Source organism: uncultured Escherichia sp., from assembly GCF_948475835.1.
Taxonomy (GTDB): domain Bacteria; phylum Pseudomonadota; class Gammaproteobacteria; order Enterobacterales; family Enterobacteriaceae; genus ECMA0423.
Genome location: NZ_CAOLGM010000009.1, coordinates 17,320 through 41,449, shown reverse-complemented (window position 1 = coordinate 41,449; position 24,130 = coordinate 17,320). Strand labels below are relative to the sequence as shown.

The 24,130-nt window shown below is 53.1% G+C and carries 20 protein-coding genes; 11 read left to right on the top strand and 9 right to left on the bottom strand.

Going from position 1 to position 24,130, the window contains the following annotated elements; translation table 11 throughout:
* The first annotated feature begins 100 nt into the window (after window positions 1-100).
* Both rapA and rluA read left to right on the top strand, forming a co-directional pair.
* On the top strand, window positions 101-3,007 hold the full coding sequence (rapA, locus tag QZF50_RS03530; protein ID WP_001117010.1) for an RNA polymerase-associated protein RapA: 2,907 nt from the start codon (window positions 101-103) through the stop codon (window positions 3,005-3,007).
* An 11-nt stretch (window positions 3,008-3,018) separates the two neighbouring features.
* A complete protein-coding gene (rluA, locus tag QZF50_RS03525; protein ID WP_000525176.1) occupies window positions 3,019-3,678 on the top strand; it encodes a bifunctional tRNA pseudouridine(32) synthase/23S rRNA pseudouridine(746) synthase RluA in 660 nt (219 codons plus the stop codon).
* Window positions 3,679-3,794: 116 nt separating this feature from the next.
* Here the strand turns inward: rluA and djlA are convergent, their stop codons facing one another.
* A complete protein-coding gene (gene djlA, locus QZF50_RS03520; RefSeq protein WP_001200573.1) occupies window positions 3,795-4,610 on the bottom strand; it encodes a co-chaperone DjlA in 816 nt (271 codons plus the stop codon).
* Window positions 4,611-4,864: 254 nt separating this feature from the next.
* Here djlA and lptD point away from each other — a divergent pair, with 254 nt between their 5' ends.
* From lptD to apaH, 6 genes are read left to right on the top strand one after another with little or no spacing between them, the layout of a single operon-like run.
* Window positions 4,865-7,219 (top strand): LPS assembly protein LptD, encoded by a 2,355-nt coding sequence (gene lptD, locus QZF50_RS03515; protein ID WP_000746151.1) that lies wholly within the window; start codon window positions 4,865-4,867, stop codon window positions 7,217-7,219.
* A gap of 52 nt (window positions 7,220-7,271) precedes the next feature.
* Window positions 7,272-8,558, top strand: coding sequence for a peptidylprolyl isomerase SurA (gene surA / locus QZF50_RS03510; protein ID WP_000800457.1), 1,287 nt, complete (start codon window positions 7,272-7,274; stop codon window positions 8,556-8,558).
* Entirely contained in the window at window positions 8,558-9,547 is a 990-nt protein-coding gene (gene pdxA / locus QZF50_RS03505) for a 4-hydroxythreonine-4-phosphate dehydrogenase PdxA (RefSeq protein ID WP_000241259.1), read from the top strand. The genes surA and pdxA overlap by 1 nt, the downstream gene beginning before the upstream one ends.
* Entirely contained in the window at window positions 9,544-10,365 is an 822-nt protein-coding gene (gene rsmA, locus QZF50_RS03500) for a 16S rRNA (adenine(1518)-N(6)/adenine(1519)-N(6))-dimethyltransferase RsmA (RefSeq protein WP_001065381.1), read from the top strand. Before pdxA ends, rsmA begins: the two co-directional genes overlap by 4 nt.
* A gap of 2 nt (window positions 10,366-10,367) precedes the next feature.
* Window positions 10,368-10,745: a Co2+/Mg2+ efflux protein ApaG gene (gene apaG, locus QZF50_RS03495; RefSeq protein WP_000610901.1), complete on the top strand. Its 378-nt coding sequence runs from the start codon at window positions 10,368-10,370 to the stop codon at window positions 10,743-10,745.
* Between the two features lie 6 nt (window positions 10,746-10,751).
* Window positions 10,752-11,594, top strand: a complete 843-nt coding sequence (gene apaH / locus QZF50_RS03490; RefSeq protein WP_000257186.1) for a bis(5'-nucleosyl)-tetraphosphatase (symmetrical) ApaH — start codon at window positions 10,752-10,754, stop codon at window positions 11,592-11,594.
* Between the two features lie 77 nt (window positions 11,595-11,671).
* Here the strand turns inward: apaH and folA are convergent, their stop codons facing one another.
* From folA to QZF50_RS03450, 8 genes are all read right to left on the bottom strand, one after another.
* Window positions 11,672-12,151 (bottom strand): type 3 dihydrofolate reductase, encoded by a 480-nt coding sequence (folA, locus tag QZF50_RS03485; RefSeq protein ID WP_000624375.1) that lies wholly within the window; start codon window positions 12,149-12,151, stop codon window positions 11,672-11,674.
* Between the two features lie 191 nt (window positions 12,152-12,342).
* Window positions 12,343-14,205, bottom strand: coding sequence for a glutathione-regulated potassium-efflux system protein KefC (kefC, locus tag QZF50_RS03480; protein ID WP_000377194.1), 1,863 nt, complete (start codon window positions 14,203-14,205; stop codon window positions 12,343-12,345).
* Window positions 14,198-14,728: a glutathione-regulated potassium-efflux system oxidoreductase KefF gene (kefF, locus tag QZF50_RS03475; protein ID WP_000600725.1), complete on the bottom strand. Its 531-nt coding sequence runs from the start codon at window positions 14,726-14,728 to the stop codon at window positions 14,198-14,200. Before kefF ends, kefC begins: the two co-directional genes overlap by 8 nt.
* Before the next feature lie 107 nt (window positions 14,729-14,835).
* Window positions 14,836-16,167: an MFS transporter gene (locus tag QZF50_RS03470; RefSeq protein WP_001183198.1), complete on the bottom strand. Its 1,332-nt coding sequence runs from the start codon at window positions 16,165-16,167 to the stop codon at window positions 14,836-14,838.
* A 58-nt stretch (window positions 16,168-16,225) separates the two neighbouring features.
* Complete coding sequence (gene fixX / locus QZF50_RS03465) at window positions 16,226-16,513, bottom strand: ferredoxin-like protein FixX (RefSeq protein WP_000203741.1); 288 nt, start codon at window positions 16,511-16,513, stop codon at window positions 16,226-16,228.
* The gene (locus QZF50_RS03460; protein ID WP_001287715.1) at window positions 16,510-17,796 is read right to left on the bottom strand and encodes an FAD-dependent oxidoreductase; all 1,287 of its coding nucleotides are present in this window, start codon (window positions 17,794-17,796) and stop codon (window positions 16,510-16,512) included. The genes fixX and QZF50_RS03460 overlap by 4 nt, the downstream gene beginning before the upstream one ends.
* A gap of 50 nt (window positions 17,797-17,846) precedes the next feature.
* The gene (locus QZF50_RS03455; RefSeq protein ID WP_001091499.1) at window positions 17,847-18,788 is read right to left on the bottom strand and encodes an electron transfer flavoprotein subunit alpha/FixB family protein; all 942 of its coding nucleotides are present in this window, start codon (window positions 18,786-18,788) and stop codon (window positions 17,847-17,849) included.
* 14 nt (window positions 18,789-18,802) lie between these two features.
* Window positions 18,803-19,573, bottom strand: a complete 771-nt coding sequence (locus QZF50_RS03450; protein ID WP_000692204.1) for an electron transfer flavoprotein FixA — start codon at window positions 19,571-19,573, stop codon at window positions 18,803-18,805.
* A gap of 473 nt (window positions 19,574-20,046) precedes the next feature.
* On the opposite strand from QZF50_RS03450, the gene caiT reads away from it, so the two are divergent.
* The 3 genes from caiT to caiB all read left to right on the top strand — a co-directional run bounded on the left by caiT (window position 20,047) and on the right by caiB (window position 24,080).
* Window positions 20,047-21,561: an L-carnitine/gamma-butyrobetaine antiporter gene (caiT, locus tag QZF50_RS03445; RefSeq protein WP_000787103.1), complete on the top strand. Its 1,515-nt coding sequence runs from the start codon at window positions 20,047-20,049 to the stop codon at window positions 21,559-21,561.
* A 30-nt stretch (window positions 21,562-21,591) separates the two neighbouring features.
* Window positions 21,592-22,734 carry a crotonobetainyl-CoA dehydrogenase gene (gene caiA / locus QZF50_RS03440; RefSeq protein WP_000347117.1) on the top strand — a complete coding sequence of 381 codons (1,143 nt, stop codon included), beginning with the start codon at window positions 21,592-21,594 and terminating at the stop codon, window positions 22,732-22,734.
* Window positions 22,735-22,862: 128 nt separating this feature from the next.
* Window positions 22,863-24,080 carry an L-carnitine CoA-transferase gene (gene caiB, locus QZF50_RS03435; protein WP_000349938.1) on the top strand — a complete coding sequence of 406 codons (1,218 nt, stop codon included), beginning with the start codon at window positions 22,863-22,865 and terminating at the stop codon, window positions 24,078-24,080.
* Window positions 24,081-24,130: the final 50 nt, after the last annotated feature.

The window sequence follows — 24,130 nt, the reverse complement described above, 5'->3', positions numbered from 1 at the left end:
TAGCGCCCTTTCCATTCCTGGACCTGAATAACACCACTACCTCATAAGCACGGTAGCGGGTGGTTATTGCCTGCAATTAAAGATATAGAGCCGAACACATATGCCTTTTACACTTGGTCAACGCTGGATCAGCGATACAGAAAGCGAATTGGGACTTGGAACCGTTGTCGCGGTGGATGCGCGAACTGTCACTTTACTTTTCCCATCTACTGGTGAAAACCGTCTGTACGCACGCAGTGATTCCCCCGTGACCCGCGTGATGTTCAACCCTGGTGATACTATTACCAGCCATGACGGCTGGCAGATGCAAGTCGAAGAAGTAAAAGAAGAAAATGGCTTGCTGACCTATATCGGTACTCGCCTGGATACTGAAGAGTCCGGCGTAGCCCTGCGTGAAGTTTTCCTTGATAGCAAACTGGTGTTCAGCAAACCGCAGGACCGTCTGTTTGCCGGGCAGATTGACCGTATGGACCGCTTTGCGCTGCGTTATCGCGCGCGTAAGTATTCCAGCGAACAGTTCCGTATGCCGTACAGCGGCCTGCGCGGTCAGCGTACCAGCCTGATTCCGCATCAGCTCAACATCGCTCATGATGTTGGTCGCCGCCACGCGCCGCGCGTCCTGCTGGCTGACGAAGTGGGTTTAGGGAAAACCATTGAAGCCGGGATGATCCTGCATCAGCAACTGCTCTCTGGCGCTGCTGAACGTGTGCTAATTATCGTCCCGGAAACCTTACAGCATCAGTGGCTGGTAGAAATGCTGCGCCGTTTCAACCTGCGCTTTGCGCTATTTGATGATGAGCGTTATGCCGAAGCTCAGCACGATGCTTACAACCCGTTTGACACCGAACAGCTGGTGATTTGCTCGCTGGATTTTGCCCGTCGTAGCAAACAGCGCCTGGAACATCTCTGTGAAGCCGAATGGGACCTGCTGGTGGTCGATGAAGCGCATCACCTGGTGTGGAGCGAAGATGCGCCAAGCCGTGAATATCAGGCCATTGAACAACTGGCAGAGCACGTGCCGGGCGTTCTGCTGCTGACCGCGACCCCGGAACAGCTGGGGATGGAAAGCCACTTCGCCCGTCTGCGTCTGCTGGACCCGAACCGTTTCCACGATTTTGCGCAGTTCGTTGAAGAGCAGAAAAATTATCGTCCGGTTGCGGACGCCGTTGCCATGCTGCTGGCAGGTAACAAACTGAGCAATGACGAACTGAACATGCTCGGCGAGATGATCGGCGAGCAGGATATCGAGCCGCTGTTGCAGGCAGCAAACAGCGACAGCGAAGATGCCCAGAGCGCCCGTCAGGAGCTGGTTTCGATGCTGATGGATCGCCACGGCACCAGCCGCGTGCTGTTCCGTAACACGCGTAACGGTGTGAAAGGATTCCCGAAACGCGAGCTGCACACCATTAAACTGCCGCTACCGACGCAGTATCAGACGGCTATTAAAGTCTCCGGCATTATGGGCGCACGTAAAAGTGCGGAAGATCGTGCTCGCGATATGCTCTACCCGGAGCGTATTTATCAGGAATTTGAAGGTGATAACGCCACCTGGTGGAACTTCGATCCGCGCGTTGAGTGGCTGATGGGCTACCTGACCAGCCATCGCTCTCAGAAAGTGCTGGTGATCTGCGCCAAAGCTGCCACTGCGCTGCAACTGGAGCAGGTACTGCGCGAACGTGAAGGTATTCGCGCTGCGGTGTTCCACGAAGGTATGTCGATTATCGAACGTGACCGCGCTGCCGCCTGGTTTGCCGAAGAAGACACCGGCGCACAGGTACTGCTGTGCTCAGAAATCGGTTCTGAAGGACGTAACTTCCAGTTCGCCAGCCACATGGTGATGTTTGACCTGCCATTCAACCCGGATCTACTGGAGCAGCGTATTGGTCGTCTGGATCGTATCGGCCAGGCGCACGATATTCAGATCCATGTGCCTTATCTGGAGAAAACCGCTCAGTCGGTGCTGGTGCGCTGGTATCACGAAGGTCTGGATGCATTTGAGCACACCTGCCCGACCGGACGCACTATTTACGATAGCGTATACAACGATCTGATTAACTATCTGGCTTCACCGGATCAAACCGAAGGCTTTGACGATCTGATCAAAAACTGCCGCGAGCAACATGAAGCGCTGAAAGCACAGCTGGAACAGGGTCGTGACCGCCTGCTGGAAATCCACTCCAACGGTGGCGAAAAAGCCCAGGCACTGGCAGAAAGCATTGAAGAGCAGGATGACGATACCAACCTGATCGCCTTCGCCATGAACCTGTTCGATATTATCGGTATCAATCAGGACGATCGCGGCGACAACATGATCGTGCTGACGCCGTCCGATCATATGCTGGTGCCGGACTTCCCTGGCCTGTCGGAAGATGGCATCACCATCACCTTTGATCGTGAAGTGGCACTGGCGCGTGAAGATGCACAGTTTATTACCTGGGAGCATCCGCTGATCCGCAACGGTCTGGATCTGATCCTTTCTGGCGATACCGGTAGCAGCACGATTTCACTGTTAAAAAACAAAGCGTTGCCGGTAGGTACGCTGTTGGTGGAACTGATTTATGTGGTTGAAGCCCAGGCTCCGAAGCAGTTGCAGCTCAACCGCTTCCTGCCACCGACGCCGGTACGTATGCTGCTGGATAAAAACGGCAACAACCTAGCGGCGCAGGTAGAGTTTGAAACCTTTAACCGCCAGCTTAACGCGGTTAACCGTCACACCGGCAGCAAACTGGTTAACGCCGTGCAGCAGGATGTTCACGCTATCCTTCAACTGGGTGAAGCGCAGATCGAGAAATCTGCCCGTGCATTGATTGATGCAGCGCGTAACGAAGCCGACGAAAAACTGTCTGCCGAGCTGTCTCGTCTGGAAGCTCTGCGTGCAGTGAACCCGAACATTCGTGACGACGAACTGACCGCCATTGAGAGCAACCGTCAGCAGATAATGGAAAGCCTGGATCAGGCAGGTTGGCGTCTGGATGCCCTGCGTTTGATCGTTGTGACGCATCAGTAACGGAGCTGAAAATGGGGATGGAAAACTACAATCCACCGCAGGAACCCTGGTTGGTTATCCTGTATCAGGATGACCACATTATGGTGGTCAACAAGCCGAGCGGTTTGTTGTCTGTGCCGGGTCGTCTGGAAGAGCACAAAGACAGCGTGATGACGCGCATTCAGCGTGATTATCCGCAGGCAGAATCGGTGCATCGTCTGGATATGGCTACCAGCGGCGTGATTGTAGTGGCGCTGACCAAAGCCGCGGAGCGGGAGTTAAAACGCCAGTTCCGCGAGCGCGAGCCGAAAAAGCAGTATGTGGCCCGCGTCTGGGGGCATCCATCCCCCGCAGAAGGTCTGGTGGATCTGCCGCTGATTTGCGACTGGCCAAACCGCCCGAAACAGAAAGTCTGTTACGAAACGGGTAAACCTGCGCAGACGGAATATGAAGTGGTGGAGTATGCGGCGGATAACACGGCAAGAGTGGTGTTAAAACCGATTACCGGGCGTTCGCATCAATTGCGTGTGCATATGCTGGCGCTGGGGCATCCGATTCTCGGCGATCGTTTTTATGCATCACCAGAAGCGAGAGCGATGGCACCGCGTTTGTTGCTACATGCAGAGATGTTGACGATTACCCATCCGGCGTATGGCAATAGTATGACGTTTAAAGCGCCAGCGGATTTTTAATCGTCACGCTGGCGCAGTTCGGTAGGCGGATAAGGCGTTCACGCCGCATCCGGCAATTGTGCGCCGATTGCCTGATGCGACGCGGGCCGCGTCTTATCAGGCCTACAGTTTAAAACTTATTTAAACCCTTTCTGCTGCTTTATCAGCTCATATGCCTGCTGAATTTCCTGCGCTTTCTGCTTCGCCATCTCCATCATCTCAGGCGGCAAACCTTTCGCCACCAGCTTATCGGGATGGTGTTCACTCATCAGCTTACGGTAGGCACGTTTGATGGTGGTCGCATCATCCGTCGGCTTCACGCCCAGCACATTACAGGCATCTTCCAGCGTCGGGCCACGCTGCGCTTGCTGCCAGTTACCACCGCCAGATTGCTGCTGATAACCGCCGCCAAACTGTGCACCGCCCTGCATCATGCGCAAAAACTGGTCAAACTGGGCGCGGGAGATCCCTAATTCTTCAGCAATAACATACAGCACCGCCCGTTCATTCGGGTGCAGTGAACCATCAGCAAACGCCGCCTGAATCTGGATCTCCAGAAACATACGAATTAAGTCAAAACGACCAAAGCAGACACTGCGAAACTGGCGCATCTTTTCGCGCAGCGGGTAATTGTCTGATTTTCCCACCCGGAACGCATTTTGCGCCGCAGTACGGGAAGCGCCATGAAGATTCATTCGGTCCATCAACTGGCTGGCGATATGAATATCAGCCTCCGTGACGCGACCTTTGGATTTGGTTAAATGCCCCATCACTTCAAAAGTGGTGGCAAAAAACAGCGCCTGACGCTCACGCTGGTTGGCGAACCACGCCATTTTACGGCTACGGGCTTTATCAAACATATGGCCAATTAACAGGCCTAACACTACGCCCCAAAAGCCGCCGCCCATCAGTAAGGCCACGGCCACGCCAATGATTTTTCCCCAATACTGCATATATTCCCCAAATCGACACACGGATATCAGGGCTATCTCCCACAATATAAAGGTGCTTTTACCGTTTTCCGGCTGCGGTCAATTGTGGGACATCGCCTATAATTTGCATTATCATACCTGTCATTCAATGCCGTGCCTAACACCACTGACGCTATTCGGACAGGATTAACACTAGCGTAGAGATGACGAGTACGTTAGTCTCTGACCGTTTGTCACGCGCAACGTTACCGATGATGGAACAATAAAATCAACGTATGAAAAAACGTATCCCCACTCTCCTGGCCACCATGATTGCCACCGCCCTTTATAGTCAACAGGGACTGGCAGCCGACCTCGCCTCACAGTGCATGTTGGGCGTGCCAAGCTATGACCGTCCTCTGGTACAGGGCGATACCAATGACTTACCCGTGACTATCAATGCTGACCACGCGAAAGGGGACTACCCGGATGACGCCGTGTTTACTGGCAGCGTGGATATCATGCAGGGTAACAGCCGTCTGCAGGCCGACGAAGTGCAGCTCCATCAAAAAGAGGCACCAGGACAACCGGAGCCGGTACGTACCGTTGATGCGCTCGGTAATGTCCATTACGACGATAACCAGGTGATCCTCAAAGGGCCGAAAGGCTGGGCGAATCTGAACACCAAAGATACCAACGTCTGGGAAGGTGATTACCAGATGGTGGGTCGCCAGGGTCGCGGTAAAGCGGACCTGATGAAACAACGTGGCGAAAACCGCTATACCATTCTGGATAACGGTAGCTTTACCTCCTGTCTGCCGGGTTCTGACACCTGGAGCGTGGTAGGTAGCGAAATTATTCATGACCGCGAAGAACAAGTTGCGGAGATCTGGAACGCCCGCTTTAAGGTGGGTCCGGTACCGATCTTTTATAGCCCCTATTTGCAGTTGCCGGTGGGTGACAAACGTCGCTCTGGTTTCTTGATCCCGAACGCCAAGTACACCACCACCAACTACTTTGAGTTCTACCTGCCATATTACTGGAACATCGCGCCAAATATGGATGCCACCATCACGCCGCATTATATGCATCGTCGTGGCAACATCATGTGGGAGAACGAATTCCGCTACCTCTCCCAAGCGGGCGCTGGCTTGATGGAACTGGACTATCTGCCTTCAGATAAAGTCTATGAAGATGAACACCCGAACGATGACAGTTCACGTCGTTGGTTATTCTACTGGAACCACTCCGGGGTCATGGATCAGGTGTGGCGTTTCAACGTCGACTACACCAAGGTCAGCGATCCTAGCTACTTCAATGATTTCGATAACAAGTACGGTTCCAGTACTGACGGCTACGCAACGCAAAAATTCAGCGTTGGCTATGCGGTGCAAAACTTCAATGCCACCGTTTCAACCAAGCAGTTCCAGGTTTTCAGCGAACAGAACACCAGTAGCTACTCGGCAGAGCCGCAGTTAGACGTTAATTACTACCAGAATGATGTTGGTCCGTTTGATACGCGTATTTACGGCCAGGCAGTGCACTTTGTTAACACCAGAGACGACATGCCTGAAGCAACCCGTGTTCACCTGGAACCGACCATCAATTTGCCGCTCTCTAATAACTGGGGCAGCATCAATACCGAAGCGAAGTTGCTGGCAACCCATTATCAGCAAACCAATCTTGACTGGTATAACTCCAGAAACACGACCAAGCTGGACGAATCCGTTAACCGCGTAATGCCGCAATTCAAAGTTGACGGCAAAATGGTCTTTGAACGCGATATGGAAATGCTGGCTCCGGGTTATACCCAAACGCTGGAACCGCGCGCGCAGTATTTGTACGTGCCGTATCGCGATCAGAGCGACATCTATAACTACGACTCGTCTCTGCTGCAATCTGACTACTCTGGCCTGTTCCGGGACCGGACTTACGGCGGTCTTGACCGTATTGCCTCCGCTAACCAGGTGACGACCGGTGTCACATCTCGCATATATGATGATGCTGCCGTTGAACGTTTTAATATTTCCGTTGGTCAAATCTACTATTTCACGGAGTCTCGCACTGGCGATGACAACATAACATGGGAGAATGACGACAAAACGGGTTCACTGGTGTGGGCAGGCGATACTTACTGGCGTATCTCCGAGCGTTGGGGATTGCGTGGCGGGATTCAGTACGATACACGTCTGGATAACGTAGCGACCAGTAACTCCAGCATTGAATACCGTCGGGATGAAGACCGTCTGGTACAGCTGAATTACCGTTACGCCAGCCCGGAATATATTCAGGCTACGCTGCCTAAGTACTATTCCACTGCTGAGCAATATAAGAATGGTATTTCGCAGGTAGGTGCTGTCGCCAGCTGGCCAATTGCCGATCGTTGGTCCATTGTTGGGGCCTACTACTACGACACCAATGCGAACAAGCAAGCCGACTCTATGTTAGGTGTGCAATACAGCTCCTGCTGCTATGCAATTCGCGTCGGTTACGAGCGGAAGCTGAACGGTTGGGATAACGATAAACAACATGCGGTATATGACAACGCAATCGGCTTTAACATCGAACTTCGCGGCCTGAGCTCCAACTACGGTCTGGGTACGCAAGAGATGCTGCGTTCGAACATTCTGCCGTATCAAAACACTTTGTGATTTGTTGATTTACCACGTAATCCGCAGTGCGGTTAATTGAAATGGAAAAAGTATGAAGAACTGGAAAACGCTGCTTCTCGGTATCGCCATGATCGCGAATACCAGTTTCGCTGCCCCCCAGGTAGTCGATAAAGTCGCAGCCGTCGTCAATAACGGCGTCGTGCTGGAAAGCGACGTTGATGGATTAATGCAGTCGGTAAAACTGAACGCTGCTCAGGCAAGGCAGCAACTTCCTGATGACGCGACGCTGCGCCACCAAATCATGGAACGTTTGATCATGGATCAAATCATCCTGCAGATGGGGCAGAAAATGGGAGTGAAAATCTCCGATGAGCAGCTGGATCAGGCGATTGCTAACATCGCGAAACAGAACAACATGACGCTGGATCAGATGCGCAGCCGTCTGGCTTACGATGGACTGAACTACAACACCTATCGTAACCAGATCCGCAAAGAGATGATTATCTCTGAAGTGCGTAACAACGAGGTGCGTCGTCGCATCACCATCCTGCCGCAGGAAGTCGAATCCCTGGCGCAGCAGGTGGGTAACCAAAACGACGCCAGCACTGAGCTGAACCTGAGCCACATCCTGATCCCGCTGCCGGAAAACCCGACCTCTGATCAGGTGAACGAAGCGGAAAGCCAGGCGCGCGCCATTGTCGATCAGGCGCGTAACGGCGCTGATTTCGGTAAGCTGGCGATTGCTCATTCTGCCGACCAGCAGGCGCTGAACGGCGGCCAGATGGGCTGGGGCCGTATTCAGGAGTTACCCGGGATCTTCGCCCAGGCATTAAGCACCGCGAAGAAAGGCGACATTGTTGGCCCGATTCGTTCCGGCGTTGGCTTCCATATTCTGAAAGTTAACGACCTGCGCGGCGAAAGCAAAAATATCTCGGTGACCGAAGTTCATGCTCGCCATATTCTGCTGAAACCGTCGCCGATCATGACTGACGAACAGGCCCGTGTGAAACTGGAACAGATTGCTGCTGATATCAAGAGTGGTAAAACGACTTTTGCTGCCGCAGCGAAAGAGTTCTCTCAGGATCCAGGCTCTGCTAACCAGGGCGGTGATCTCGGCTGGGCTACACCAGATATTTTCGATCCGGCCTTCCGTGACGCCCTGACTCGCCTGAACAAAGGTCAAATGAGTGCACCGGTTCACTCTTCATTCGGCTGGCATTTAATCGAACTGCTGGATACCCGTAATGTCGATAAAACCGACGCTGCGCAGAAAGATCGTGCATACCGCATGCTGATGAACCGTAAGTTCTCGGAAGAAGCAGCAAGCTGGATGCAGGAACAACGTGCCAGCGCCTACGTTAAAATCCTGAGCAACTAATGGTTAAAACCCAACGTGTTGTGATCACTCCCGGCGAGCCCGCCGGGATTGGCCCGGACTTAGTTGTCCAGCTTGCACAGCGTGAGTGGCCGGTCGAACTGGTTGTTTGTGCCGATGCCACTCTCCTTACCGACCGGGCAGCGATGCTCGGTTTGCCGCTCACCCTCCGCCCTTATTCCCCCAACTCCCCTGCACAACCGCAAACTACGGGCACATTAACGCTACTTCCTGTCGCGCTACGTGAATCTGTCACTGCGGGGCAGTTAGCGATTGAAAATGGACATTACGTGGTGGAGACGCTGGCGCGAGCGTGTGATGGCTGTCTGAACGGTGAATTTGCTGCGCTGATCACAGGCCCCGTGCATAAAGGCGTCATTAACGACGCAGGCATTCCGTTTACCGGTCATACCGAGTTTTTCGAAGAGCGTTCGCAGGCGAAAAAAGTGGTGATGATGCTGGCGACCGAAGAACTTCGCGTGGCGCTGGCAACGACGCATTTACCGCTGCGCGATATCGCAGATGCTATCACCCCTGCACTTTTGCACGAAGTGATTGCTATTTTGCATCACGATTTGCGTACAAAATTTGGTATTGCCGAACCGCGCATTCTGGTCTGCGGGCTGAATCCGCACGCGGGCGAAGGCGGTCATATGGGTACGGAAGAGATAGACACCATTATTCCGGTGCTCGACGAGCTGCGGGCGCAGGGAATGAAACTCAACGGGCCGCTGCCTGCCGATACCCTGTTTCAGCCGAAATATCTCGATAACGCCGACGCCGTGCTGGCGATGTACCACGATCAGGGTCTTCCCGTGCTAAAATACCAGGGCTTCGGGCGCGGTGTGAACATTACGCTGGGCCTGCCCTTTATTCGCACATCAGTGGACCACGGCACCGCGCTTGAACTGGCGGGACGTGGCGAAGCCGATGTCGGCAGTTTTATTACGGCGCTTAATCTCGCCATCAAAATGATTGTTAACACCCAATGAATAATCGAGTCCACCAGGGCCACTTAGCCCGTAAACGCTTCGGGCAAAACTTTCTCAACGATCAGTTCGTGATCGACAGCATTGTTTCTGCCATTAACCCGCAAAAGGGCCAGGCAATGGTCGAAATCGGCCCCGGTCTGGCGGCATTGACCGAGCCGGTCGGCGAACGTCTGGACCAGCTGACGGTCATCGAACTTGACCGCGATCTGGCGGCACGTCTGCAAACGCATCCATTCTTAGGCCCGAAACTGACGATTTATCAGCAGGATGCGATGACCTTTAACTTTGGCGAACTGGCCGAGAAAATGGGTCAGCCGCTGCGTGTTTTCGGCAACCTGCCTTATAACATCTCCACGCCGTTGATGTTCCATCTGTTTAGCTATACTGATGCCATTGCCGACATGCACTTTATGTTGCAAAAAGAGGTGGTGAATCGTCTGGTTGCAGGACCGAACAGCAAAGCGTATGGTCGATTAAGCGTCATGGCGCAATACTATTGCAACGTGATCCCGGTACTGGAAGTTCCGCCGTCAGCCTTTACACCACCACCCAAAGTGGATTCCGCCGTCGTGCGCCTGGTTCCTCATGCAACGATGCCTCACCCGGTTAAAGATGTTCGTGTATTGAGCCGCATCACCACCGAAGCCTTTAACCAGCGTCGTAAAACCATTCGTAACAGCCTCGGCAACCTGTTTAGCGTCGAGGTGTTAACGGGAATGGGGATCGACCCGGCGATGCGAGCGGAAAATATCTCTGTCGCGCAATATTGCCAGATGGCGAACTATCTGGCGGAGAACGCGCCTTTGCAGGAGAGTTAACGATGATCAATTCGCCCCGAGTGTGTATTCAGGTTCAAAGCGTCTACATTGAGGCACAATCTTCACCTGATAATGAACGTTACGTTTTTGCTTATACCGTAACCATACGCAATCTGGGGCGAGCGCCAGTGCAGTTGTTGGGGCGTTACTGGCTGATCACCAATGGCAATGGCCGTGAAACCGAAGTCCAGGGCGAAGGAGTGGTTGGCGTCCAGCCACTTATCGCGCCTGGCGAAGAGTACCAGTACACCAGCGGTGCAATCATTGAAACCCCGCTGGGCACCATGCAGGGTCACTACGAAATGATCGATGAAAATGGCGTCCCTTTCAGCATCGACATTCCCGTATTCCGACTCGCCGTTCCCACACTCATTCATTAAAAGAATATGGCGACATACCTTATTGGCGACGTTCATGGTTGTTACGATGAACTGATCGCATTGCTGCATAAAGTAGAATTTACCCCTGGGAAAGATACCCTCTGGCTGACGGGCGATCTGGTCGCGCGCGGGCCGGGTTCGCTGGATGTTCTGCGCTATGTGAAATCCTTAGGCGACAGCGTACGTCTGGTGCTGGGCAATCACGATCTGCATCTGCTGGCGGTATTTGCCGGGATCAGCCGCAATAAACCGAAAGATCGCCTGACACCGCTGCTGGAAGCGCCGGATGCCGACGAGCTGCTTAACTGGCTGCGTCGCCAGCCTTTGCTGCAAATCGACGAAGAGAAAAAGTTGGTGATGGCCCACGCAGGGATCACGCCGCAGTGGGATCTACAGACCGCCAAAGAGTGCGCGCGCGATGTAGAAGCGGTGCTATCGAGTGACTCCTATCCCTTCTTTCTCGACGCTATGTACGGCGATATGCCAAATAACTGGTCACCGGAATTGCGGGGGCTGGGAAGACTGCGTTTTATCACCAACGCCTTTACCCGTATGCGTTTTTGCTTTCCAAACGGTCAACTGGATATGTACAGCAAAGAATCGCCGGAAGAAGCCCCTGCCCCACTGAAACCGTGGTTTGCGATTCCTGGCCCTGTCGCTGAAGAATACAGCATCGCCTTTGGTCACTGGGCATCGCTGGAAGGCAAAGGTACGCCGGAAGGTATTTACGCGCTGGATACCGGCTGCTGCTGGGGTGGGTCATTAACCTGCCTGCGCTGGGAAGATAAGCAGTATTTTGTCCAGCCGTCGAACCGGCATAAGGATTTGGGCGAAGCGGCGGCGTCTTAAACACAGCCTGATATAGGAAGGCCGGATAAGACGCGACCGGCGTCGCATCCGGCACTAGCCGTAAATTCTATACAAAATTACCGCCGCTCCAGAATCTCAAAGCAATAGCTGTGAGAGTTCTGCGCATCAGCATCGTGGAATTCGCTGAATACCGATTCCCAGTCATCCGGCTCGTAATCCGGGAAATGGGTGTCGCCTTCCACTTCTGCGTCGATATGCGTCAGATACAGTTTTTGCGCTTTTGGCAAGAACTGTTCATAAACGCGACCGCCGCCAATCACCATGATTTCTGGTACGTCACCACACGCCGCGATGGCTTCATCCACCGACTTCACCCACGTTACGCGATCGTCCGTACCCGGTTGACTGCTGAGGATAATATTTTTGCGTCCTGGCAACGGACGACCGATTGATTCCCAGGTATGGCGGCCCATAATCACGGGTTTATTTAAGGTGTTGCGTTTAAACCAGGCGAGATCGGCAGGCAGGTTCCACGGCATGGCGTTTTCCATGCCGATAACGCGATCTACCGCTAACGCCGCAATCAGACTGATCATTGAGATTTCCCGATAAAAAAAATTGTCGCCACTATACGTAAAGCGTAAACCGTCGTCGACTGGTGCGAGGATGATGTTGAGGAAAATTTTATATTCTGCTGGCGAGTCCACGCTCTCTCCCTGGACTCGCCGCATTACAATGAAACAAAAACAAACAGTTAGCTGTAAAGTGTGATTTACGTCACTCTTTATTAGGATGAGGGTTTCGTTTCCGGTTCATCCGCCATGTTGCCGGTATGTTTACCTTCTTCGGTTCCCTGCCAGCCATGTCGTTGAATTAATGACAGATGTTCGCGGTCCTCGGTAATGATCTCACTTAACATCGCGCTGGTGCGTTTATAGACCGCCGCGCGGGCTTTGGTGTCGTTCTCAACCATTGCCATCTCTTCCACCATCTGAATATTAAAGCGGCGGAACACATCGGCACGTTCTCGCGCTTCATACGGCCCCAGACCTAAACTTTCCAGTGCCAGACGCCCGGTTTTCAGCGCACCTTCGAAGGTTTCACGCTCCGGCTTTTCAACGCCTGCCTGACGCAAACGAATGTAGTGGTCGACATCGCGGGCGCGGGCAATAATCTGCAAATGCGGGAAATGTTCTTTCACCATCTCTGTCAGTTGCAGGTTGGTTTGCGGATCGTCGATGGCGTTAATCAGCACTTCCGCTTTCGCCGCTCCGGCAGATTCCAGTAAATCCATCCGCGTGGCATCGCCATAAAACACTTTCATACCAAATTTACGCAAGGTTTCGATATGGTCCGGATCGTGATCGAGTACCACCATTTTCACCCCGCTGGAGAGCAGTAAACGTCCGGTAATCTGCCCAAAACGACCGAATCCGGCGATAATCACGCGCGGCTGTTCTTCGTCGATCTCATCGGCTTCACGCGCTTCCTCAGTAGAAGATTGCTCAAGGCGATTGAGGATCACCAGCAGAATCGGCGTTGCTGCCATCGACAGCGCCACCGCCAGGGTCAGCGATTTCGCCCACTCCGGCTCCAGCACATTCGCCATCTGCGCCGCGCCAAATACCACAAAGGCAAACTCACTGCCCTGCCCTAACAGCACCGCAAACCAACGACGCTGTTTATTTGGCACTTGCAACGGTCGGGCAATCAGCCACAGCATGGCGATTTTGATGATGAGGAAACCGAGCAGCAAAATGACAATGCGCAATGGGTTTTCAAGCAGCGTGCCAAAGTCTATCGACATGCCAACACCGATGAAAAACAGCCCCAACAGCAAACCTTTAAATGGTTCGATATCGCTCTCCAGCGCATGACGGTATTCCGAGCTTGCCAGCAGTACGCCCGCCAGAAACGCGCCCATCGCCATCGACAAGCCGACCTCTTCCAGCAGCAAACCAAAGCCAAACACGAGGAATAACGCCACGGCACTAAACACTTCCCGCAAGCCAGAGCGGGCTACAAAACGCAGCGCCGGACGCGTGACATAGCGCCCCAGCAATACCACCAGCACCAGCGCACCCGCCACTTTTAACGCCGAGAGAGCAAATGCGCCCATCGTCGTCGAGGCACTGCTCGTTGCCAGTAGCGGAATCATCGCCACCAGCGGGATCGCCGCGATATCCTGGAACAGCAGCACCGCAAAGGCACTGCGACCCATTTGCGTCACCATCAGATTGCGTTCATTCATCGCCTGCATGGCAATCGCCGTAGAGGAGAGCGCCAGCGTCATGCCGATCAATTCCGCGACCTGCCAGCGCAGCCCAAGTAACATGCAGAACAGCCCCAGCAGGCCACCGCAAATCACCATCTGCAATGCGCCGCCGCCGAACACTGCCGCACGCAGCTTCCATAGCCTTTGTGGATCGAGTTCGAGGCCGATAATAAACAGCATCAGCACCACGCCAATCTCGGCAAAGTGCAGGATAGATTCGGCATCGGTCACCAGTCGCAGCCCCCACGGGCCAATAATGCAGCCGGCAATCAGGTAGCCAAGTACCGATCCCAGACCAAGACGTACCGCAATGGGTACAATCAGCGCCGCCGATCCGAGGTAGATCAGCGCCTGAACCAGCGTATGGCTATCCATGATGGGCCTCCTGCCATTCCAGCAGACGTTGCTTATAGTGACGCGCCTGCCCTTCGAGGGTTTCGTCGTCACAAATAAAGGTGCAGTGCATGGCAAACGGTGGCAGCCAGTTCAGCCCGCAGTAGATTGCCGTCGCCTGTAGCGGCTGCGACAGCACATCAAAGCCCGGATGCGCACCAATTTCAAAATGGCTTTCCCCGCCGCCGGTCGTCACCGCCCACAGCAAATGTTTGCCATGCAGCGCCGTGCCGCCGTGACCGTAAGCCCAGCCGTGCGAGAAAACTTTATCGATCCAAAGTTTGAGGAGCGGTGGAATGCTGTACCACTGCATCGGGTGCTGCCAGACGATCAGATCGGCGCGAGACAGCGCCTCCTGCTCGGCGGCAATATCGATATTGAAGTCAGGATAGAGTTGATAAAGAGAGCGAATTTCGACGCCTTCCAGCGTCCTTGCCTGTTCAAGCATCCGTTTATTCGCATGGGAATGATGCGGATACGGATGCGCATAAATTATAAGAATCATAGGTAGCCCGCGTGATTACGCCTTTGTTTTCCCACAAAGTGTAGTCATATATTCACGCGGCTTATAGTCAATAATATTGATTCAGAAAAGAGAGAAATCTGAACAATTTACCCCATTCTCTGCCCGCGGATCGTCATATTGCTGGTTTGCGCCAGTGACATCCCTCGAGTCTCCGGGGCAAACGCTACGGAAATCAACAAGCCAAACAGCGAGATACCCGCCCCCATTAGCATCGTGTTACTGATACCGTAATTATTGATAAAGATCGGCAGTGCCCAGGTCGAAACAATGGTGCCAATACGACTTAAGGACATAATCACGCCCACGGCAGAGGCGCGGATATCTGTCGGGAAGAGTTCATTAGGATAGAGCCACTGCAAATTACCCGGCCCGCCAGAGAAAAAGGCATACACCGCAAAGGCCATCACTACCAGCCAGATCCCCATATCCGGGATCAGCCCCAAAACCGCCAGCGCCAGCGTCATCATGGCAAAGCTGCCAATCAACAATGGACGCCGTCCGGCAGTGTTTAACCACAGCATCGGCGGAATACAGCCGAGCATAAAGAACAGGCTAATCACCACGTTCCCCAGCGCCGCGTTTTTGCCAACACCCAATCCCAACAAACCAACGATTTGCGGGCCAAAGGTGTAAATGGCGAACATTGGGATCACCTGGCAGGTCCAGATGGCGGCAACAAACAGAACAAAAGGAAAATGGCGGCGATTAAACAGATCGCGAAAACGGGTTTGCTGCGGCTGCTCTTCATCGAAAGCCACCGGTTCGCCAAACAGTTTTATCATCATCTCTTCGCACTCTTTTACTCGCCCTTTGCGTAATAACCAGCGGGGAGATTCAGGCAGTTCGAATCGACCAATCAAAATCAACAAACAGGGGATCGCCGCGCTACCCAGCATCCAGCGCCAGCCGCCTTCCACATCATAAAGCCAGTAGCCGACCAGATCGGCGCAGGTCGCGCCGACATACCACATGGCGGCGATAAAGCTGATGGAAAACGCCCGCTGACGGGTACTGGAGAACTCGGTGATCATTGAGGTGGCGATGGGATAATCTGCACCGATGACAATGCCGATAAGTACCCGCATCACCAACAGTTCGACAGGGGATGAGACAAACATCGTCGCCACCGATATCACGCCGATGGCGATGATATCAATGAGGAACATTTTGCGCCGTCCGACTTTATCGGAAATATAGCCAAACAGCGATGTGCCAACGAACAGCCCGGCGAGCGTTCCCGCGCCCAACAAGCCAATCCAGTCAGCGTCCAGTTTTAGCGCCGGAGTCAGTTGCTCCAGCGCCACGCCAATCATTACCAGTACATAACCATCCAGAAACGGACCACCGCTTCCCCACAGCAAAATGCGGCGGTGAATTGAGGAGAATTTGAGATCGTCAAAGTTTCTGGACGGTTGCATGGGTTATTCCTGTTTTTTTGCAATGAGAGTCAGTACGGCGTTACGTATCAAACCAACATCAGCCGTAACGGAACTCCACACCAAAGGTGCCGCGCGGGTATTCCCACTGTTCCAGCGCCGACCCCAGCCCCAGAATGCGACAGGTGCCGCACTCCAGACATCCGGCGTAATCGAAGCGCACACTGCCGTCATCCTGCTTCTTGTACAGACCTGCGGGGCACGCTTTCACCAGCAGCTCCAGGGCCTGTTTATCGGCATCGGCCTTCACAACAATGTGCGGATGCTCTTCATCGACATTGAATTTATTGACGCCCAGTTTGACGTCCACATTGACGGGAGAAGTCATAAAACGGTCACTCCTTTCATGCCATCCTTGATCAGATTGATGAAGCCCACTTTCTTGCCGTGGCGGAGGATTTTCTTGCGCATCAGTTCCGGCGCACTGCCGTCAATGGTGAACAGGTCACGCGCCACGCCCACCGCCAGTTCCGGGTAGCCGCTAAACATGCGTGGGTTATCAAGGAAGGCCGGTAGTTTCTGGTACATACGCATATCGCGCAGCGGGCCACTCTCAAGATGCTGACGATATTCCGCCAGTTTTTGCTTACTGAAATCGTCGCTTTTCATCGCTGAAAGCACGGTTTTTGCTGCGGCTTCCCCGGCGGCAATCGCCAGATCCATACCGCGAATGGTAAAACCGAGGTTCATACACATTCCGGCGGCATCACCGGCAATCAATACGCCGTCACCAACCAACTCCGGCAGCATGTTGATGCCTGCTTCCGGCACTACGTGAGCGGAATATTCCACCAGCTTGCCACCCGCGATCAGCGGTGCAACGGCCGGATGTTGTTTGAAATCTTCCAGCATTTGCGGCACCGATTTTTTTGCGTCATGCAGATGATGCAGACCACAAACCAGCCCCAGCGACAGGGTATTTTCATTGGTATAAAGGAAGCCGCCGCCCATCAGGCCATCGGTGGGTGATCCCGCAAACAGACAAGCCGCGCCCTGATTACCCTGCAACTGAAAACGGTCTTCGATTACCGACTTCGGTAACTCGATCAGTTCCTTCACGCCAACCGCCACATCCGTCGGTTTAACGCGTTTTGCCATCCCCAGCTTTTCGGCAAGGATGGAGTTCACTCCATCAGCAAGGATCACCGTTTTCGCTTCAATCACATCGCCATCGGCTTCTACACCGACGACTTTGCCATCGCGCTGTACGAGGTTATCGACGCGGATCCCGGTAATTAACTGCGCGCCCGCTTCTTCGGCCTGCTCCATCAGCCAGGCATCAAATTTACTGCGCAAAACGGAGTAAGAACGCTGGGATGGCGAGGTTTCGTCACCATTGCAGTAGTCCATAGTCATCGCTGACTTTTCCGTCATAAACGCGAGTTTTTCATGGGTGATCAGGCGTTCTACGGGGGCGGAGTCGGCGAAACCAGGAATAATGTGTTCCAGGCTGTGGGCATAGAGACGCCCGCCGGTGACGTTCTTGGCACCTGCGGAATTGCCACGCTCGATAACTAACACTTGCGCCCCTTCGCGGGCGAGCACCAGTGCGGCAACCGAACCGGCAAGCCCAGCACCGACGATGATGGCGTCAAAGATATCTTCGGACATAAGAGCTCCCTGTCAGCGGCAGGGCCAAAATGCAGCCCTGCCAGAGTGGATCAACGCGCTAAAGCTGCGGTCAGCGCCGGAAGGATCTTCACGGCGTCACCAACAATGCCGTAATCCGCGTACTGGAAGATCGGCGCATTTTTATCTTTATTGATGGCGAAAATGGTTTGCGATGCATTAGCGCCAACCATGTGCTGGATCTGCCCGGAGATCCCCACCGCCAGGTACAGTTCAGGTTTCAGCATCAGGTTGGAGATACCGACATAGCGTTCGTGCTCCATCCATTTTTCGTTTTCCGCCACCGGACGAGAACAGGCCAACTCCGCACCTATCGCCTTGCAAAGCTGTTCTGCCAGCGCAATGTTCTCTTTGCTGCCAATACCGCGACCGACGCTGACCACCAGACGGGCTTTGTCGAGATCGACGCTGTTGCTCTGGCGCGCCTGGGTTGCCGTGCGGGTAATCGCCACAGCCGGAGCCTGCCACTCCACGGTGTGCGTTTCGCCAGTGCGTGACGCGTCTGGCTGAGCCGCATCGAACGTGCCGCTGCTGATGGTCAGTACCGCATACGGCGTGGCAATGCGTTCTTCGCCAATCGCCAGACCACCGTAAACCATGTGTTTCACTGTCGCTTTACCGTCCTGTACGCTGACGGTGCTGGCATCGTTAGACACCGCCGCTTTAAGGCGATAACCCAGTTTTGCCGCCAGTAATTTGCCGCGACGGGTGTTTGGCAGCAGCACCAGGCCGTCTGCGCCGTGCTGGCGAATAGTGTCAGCCATGACACCGGCGTAATCTTCGATCATCCGATCGTCCGGTTTGCCGTTTAATTTCCAGACATGATTAGCGCCGAGCTGGATTGCCTGTGCGCCGTCGGCATCATTGAGGACAAAGGTGTTGATTTGATTAGCTAAAGCCTGCGCACCGTTCATCAGTTCCGGCAGACGAGAAGGGGTATCGCTGAATACCCAGACTTGAGAAAACGTGTTCATAGCATCCCCTGTAATTAAATGACTTTGCGAAGATTTTCAGCAAATGCGGCGATCTGTTCTTCGCCGTCGCCTTCAATCACGATGCGCTGACGTTCGCGCTGTTTCGGCGCGGCAACCTGTTGTTCTGACCAGGCTGCCTCTGCGTTAAAACCAATATCCGCCGCCGACCATACCTGGACGGGCTTTTTCGCCGCGCCGAGAATGGCTTTCATCGAAGGAATTTGTGGGGAATTGATATCAGTGGAAACAGCAACAACCGCAGGCAGCGGAATGCTTAAGGTTTCGGTTTCATCTTCCAGTTCGCGCTCAACGGTGAGGGTATCTGCAGTCAGGGAGATAATTTTGCTGACGCCGTTAACTGCCGGAATATTGAGGATTTCGCCCACCAGCAGACCAACCTGCTGGGCATAAAGGTCGGAAGAACCATCGCCACAGAGGATCAAATCAAAGCCTGCTTTCTGGGCGGCTGCAGCCAGTGCGCTCGCCGTTTGTTGCGGCAGTGCCTGCTCGAACTGGTCATCAATCACCACAATCAGTTCATCCGGGCCGCGCGATAGCACATCTTTACGCCCTTTGGCGTTGGTCAGGGCTTTACCGCCCACACTTAAGGCCGTCACCTGCGCCTCTGCTGCCTGTTGCTTTAGCTGGCAAGCCGCTTCAATAGCGTTCAGATCGTATTGGCTTATTTTGGCATCGGCTTTGCTGAAGTCTAATGAACCATCAGCATTATTGACCGCAATATCCTGTTCATCAGGCACGCACTTATAGCAAGTAATAATCTTCATTGCATCTCCAGAAATCATGAAGGAAACGTCGTTCATATCGGTGGTGTTAATTACAGATATCACGCCCTTTAATTTGGAAATAAAACTTTAATCACCAATATTGAAAATGTCACACGCAGATAAATCCAACTTTCAATATTGTTAAGTTCCTCACCAATATTGAAAACATGGCGTAGCAAAAAGAAATTTTCAATATTGCTTTATGGATCACCAATATTGAAAGTCAGATGCTATTTTTTTACTCACAACACAACATAACAAACTGATTAATAATCAAAATTAACGAGAAAAGCGCCCTCTATTCACCCGAAACAAAAATGTGATAACAATCACAGAATGCAGCTTATTGAATACCCATTATGAGTTAGCCATTAACGCGTCCACGAGGTTAATAATAATTATATTAAATGTTAACAAAAATAAAACAAACGGGAACGCAAAATAAATATTCGTTTTCACAGTGGAATTAACTCATGAAGAATGAAAAGAGAAAAACGGGAATAGAACCGAAGGTTTTCTTTCCGCCGTTAATAATCGTCGGCATACTTTGTTGGCTTACAGTCAGAGATCTGGATGCAGCGAATGTCGTTATTAATGCTGTATTCAGTTACGTCACCAATGTATGGGGATGGGCATTTGAATGGTATATGGTGGTGATGCTTTTCGGTTGGTTCTGGCTGGTGTTTGGCCCGTATGCCAAAAAGCGTTTAGGTAACGAACCACCTGAATTTAGTACCGCCAGTTGGATCTTTATGATGTTCGCCTCCTGTACGTCTGCTGCCGTACTGTTCTGGGGATCGATTGAGATCTACTACTACATCTCCACCCCGCCGTTTGGCTTAGAACCGAACTCGACAGGAGCGAAAGAGTTGGGGCTGGCTTACAGCTTGTTCCACTGGGGACCTCTGCCGTGGGCCACTTACAGCTTCCTTTCAGTCGCCTTCGCTTACTTCTTCTTTGTCCGCAAAATGGAAGTGATTCGCCCCAGCTCGACACTGGTGCCGCTGGTAGGTGAAAAACACGCCAAAGGGTTGTTCGGCACTATCGTCGACAACTTCTATCTCGTCGCCTTGATCTTCGCGATGGGTACCAGTCTGGGCCTTGCCACGCCGCTGGTGACCGAGTGTATGCAATGGTTGTTTGGCATTCCGCATACCCTGCAACTGGACGCTATCATCATTACCTGCTGGATTATCCTCAACGCCATTTGCGTCGCTTGCGGTCTGCAAAAAGGGGTACGTATCGCCAGTGACGTGCGTAGTTACCTGAGCTTCCTGATGCTGGGTTGGGTGTTCATTGTCAGCGGTGCCAGCTTCATCATGAACTACTTCACCGATTCGGTGGGGATGTTGCTGATGTATCTGCCGCGCATGTTGTTCTATACCGATCCCATCGCTAAAGGCGGCTTCCCGCAGGGCTGGACCGTGTTCTACTGGGCATGGTGGGTGATTTATGCTATCCAGATGAGTATCTTCCTCGCCCGCATCTCCCGTGGTCGTACTGTGCGTGAACTGTGCTTCGGCATGGTGCTGGGGCTGACAGCGTCAACCTGGATCCTGTGGACTGTACTCGGTAGTAACACTCTGCTGTTGATAGATAAAAACATCATCAACATTCCAAATCTGATCGAACAGTACGGTGTGGCGCGCGCCATCATTGAAACCTGGGCCGCTCTGCCACTCAGCACCGCCACCATGTGGGGCTTCTTCATCCTCTGCTTTATTGCCACCGTTACGCTGGTTAACGCCTGCTCTTATACCCTGGCGATGTCCACTTGCCGCGAAGTACGCGATGGTGAAGAACCACCTCTGCTGGTGCGTATCGGTTGGTCAATTCTGGTTGGCATTATCGGTATTGTTCTGCTGGCGCTCGGCGGCCTGAAACCGATTCAAACCGCCATTATCGCCGGAGGATGCCCGCTGTTCTTCGTCAACATTATGGTGACGCTCTCCTTTATTAAAGACGCGAAACAGAACTGGAAAGATTAATTAACCCCCAAAATATCAAGAGGTTGAAAGATGGATTTTAATTTAAATGATGAGCAGGAACTGTTTGTCGCCGGTATCCGCGAACTGATGGCCAGCGAAAACTGGGAGGCCTATTTTGCCGAGTGCGACCGTGACAGCGTCTACCCGGAACGTTTTGTCAAAGCACTGGCGGATATGGGTATCGACAGTCTGCTGATCCCTGAAGAGCACGGTGGTCTGGACGCGGGGTTTGTTACTCTCGCCGCCGTGTGGATGGAGCTGGGACGTCTGGGGGCACCAACCTATGTGCTGTACCAGTTGCCGGGCGGGTTCAACACCTTCCTGCGCGAAGGCACACAAGAGCAGATCGACAAGATTATGGCTTTCCGCGGCACCGGTAAGCAGATGTGGAACTCAGCGATTACCGAACCGGGCGCGGGCTCCGACGTGGGTAGCCTGAAAACGACTTATACCCGTAGAAATGGTAAGATTTATCTTAATGGTAGTAAGTGTTTTATTACCAGCAGCGCCTACACCCCGTACATCGTGGTGATGGCGCGCGACGGGGCTTCTCCGGACAAACCTGTCTACACCGAATGGTTTGTTGATATGAGCAAACCGGGCATCAAAGTGACCAAACTTGAAAAGCTCGGTCTGCGTATGGATAGCTGCTGTGAAATCACCTTTGACGACGTGGAACTGGACGAGAAAGACATGTTCGGTCGGGAAGGTAACGGCTTTAACCGCGTCAAAGAAGAGTTCGATCATGAACGTTTCCTGGTAGCCCTCACCAACTACGGTACGGCGATGTGCGCCTTTGAAGATGCGGCGCGCTACGCCAACCAGCGCGTGCAGTTTGGCGAGGCTATTGGTCGTTTCCAGTTGATTCAGGAAAAATTCGCCCACATGGCGATCAAATTAAACTCCATGAAAAACATGCTGTATGAAGCAGCGTGGAAAGCAGACAACGGCACCATCACCTCTGGCGATGCAGCGATGTGCAAATACTTCTGCGCCAATGCGGCATTTGAAGTGGTGGATAGCGCAATGCAGGTGCTGGGCGGTGTCGGGATTGCGGGCAACCACCGCATCAGCCGCTTCTGGCGTGATCTGCGTGTAGACCGCGTCTCCGGGGGATCTGACGAAATGCAGATCCTGACGCTGGGTCGCGCGGTGCTGAAGCAATACCGCTAAGTCCGTGCGCTGCCTGATGCGACGCTAATGCGTCTTATCAGGCCTACGGGAGCACGAATGTAGGCCGGATAAAGCGTTTACGCCGCATCCGGCAGTCATGCGCTACATAAATTTTTCAGGAGCTAATAATGGATCATCTACCCATGCCGAAATTCGGGCCGTTGGCCGGATTGCGCGTTGTCTTCTCCGGTATCGAAATCGCCGGGCCGTTCGCCGGGCAAATGTTCGCAGAATGGGGTGCGGAAGTTATCTGGATCGAGAACGTCGCCTGGGCCGACACCATTCGCGTTCAACCGAACTACCCGCAGCTCTCCCGCCGCAATTTGCACGCGCTGTCGTTAAATATTTTCAAAGATGAAGGCCGCGAAGCGTTTCTGAAATTAATGGAAACCACCGATATCTTCATCGAAGCCAGTAAAGGTCCGGCCTTTGCCCGTCGTGGCATTACCGATGAAGTACTGTGGCAGCACAACCCGAAACTGGTTATCGCTCACCTGTCCGGTTTTGGTCAGTACGGCACCGAGGAGTACACCAATCTTCCGGCCTATAACACCATCGCCCAGGCCTTCAGTGGTTACCTGATTCAGAACGGTGATGTTGACCAGCCAATGCCTGCCTTCCCGTATACCGCCGATTACTTTTCTGGCCTGACCGCCACCACGGCGGCGCTGGCAGCACTGCATAAAGTGCGTGAAACCGGTAAAGGCGAAAGTATCGACATCGCCATGTATGAAGTGATGCTGCGTATGGGCCAGTACTTCATGATGGATTACTTCAACGGCGGCGAAATGTGCCCGCGCATGAGCAAAGGTAAAGATCCCTACTACGCCGGTTGCGGTCTGTATAAATGTGCCGACGGCTACATCGTGATGGAACTGGTGGGCATTACCCAAATTGAAGAGTGCTTTAAAGATATTGGCCTCGCACATCTACTCAGTACGCCGGAAATCCCGGAAGGCACTCAGCTTATCCACCGTATCGAATGCCCTTACGGCCCACTGGTAGAAGAAAAACTCGATGCCTGGCTGGCGGCACATACCATCGCAGAAGTTAAAGAACGCTTTGCCGAACTGAATATCGCCTGTGCCAAAGTACTGACCGTACCGGAACTGGAAAGCAATCCACAGTATGTTGCCCGTGAATCAATCACTCAGTGGCAAACGATGGATGGTCGCACCTGCAAAGGGCCGAACATCATGCCGAAATTCAAAAATAACCCCGGACAAATCTGGCGCGGAATGCCCTCACATGGCATGGACACGGCTGCCATTTTGAAAAATATCGGCTACAGCGAAAACGACATTCAGGAGTTGGTCAGCAAAGGTCTGGCCAAAGTTGAGGACTAAACGCGTGGCGTCAGTCGGCTTGCCTGACTAGCGCCCGCCCAATAACAAAC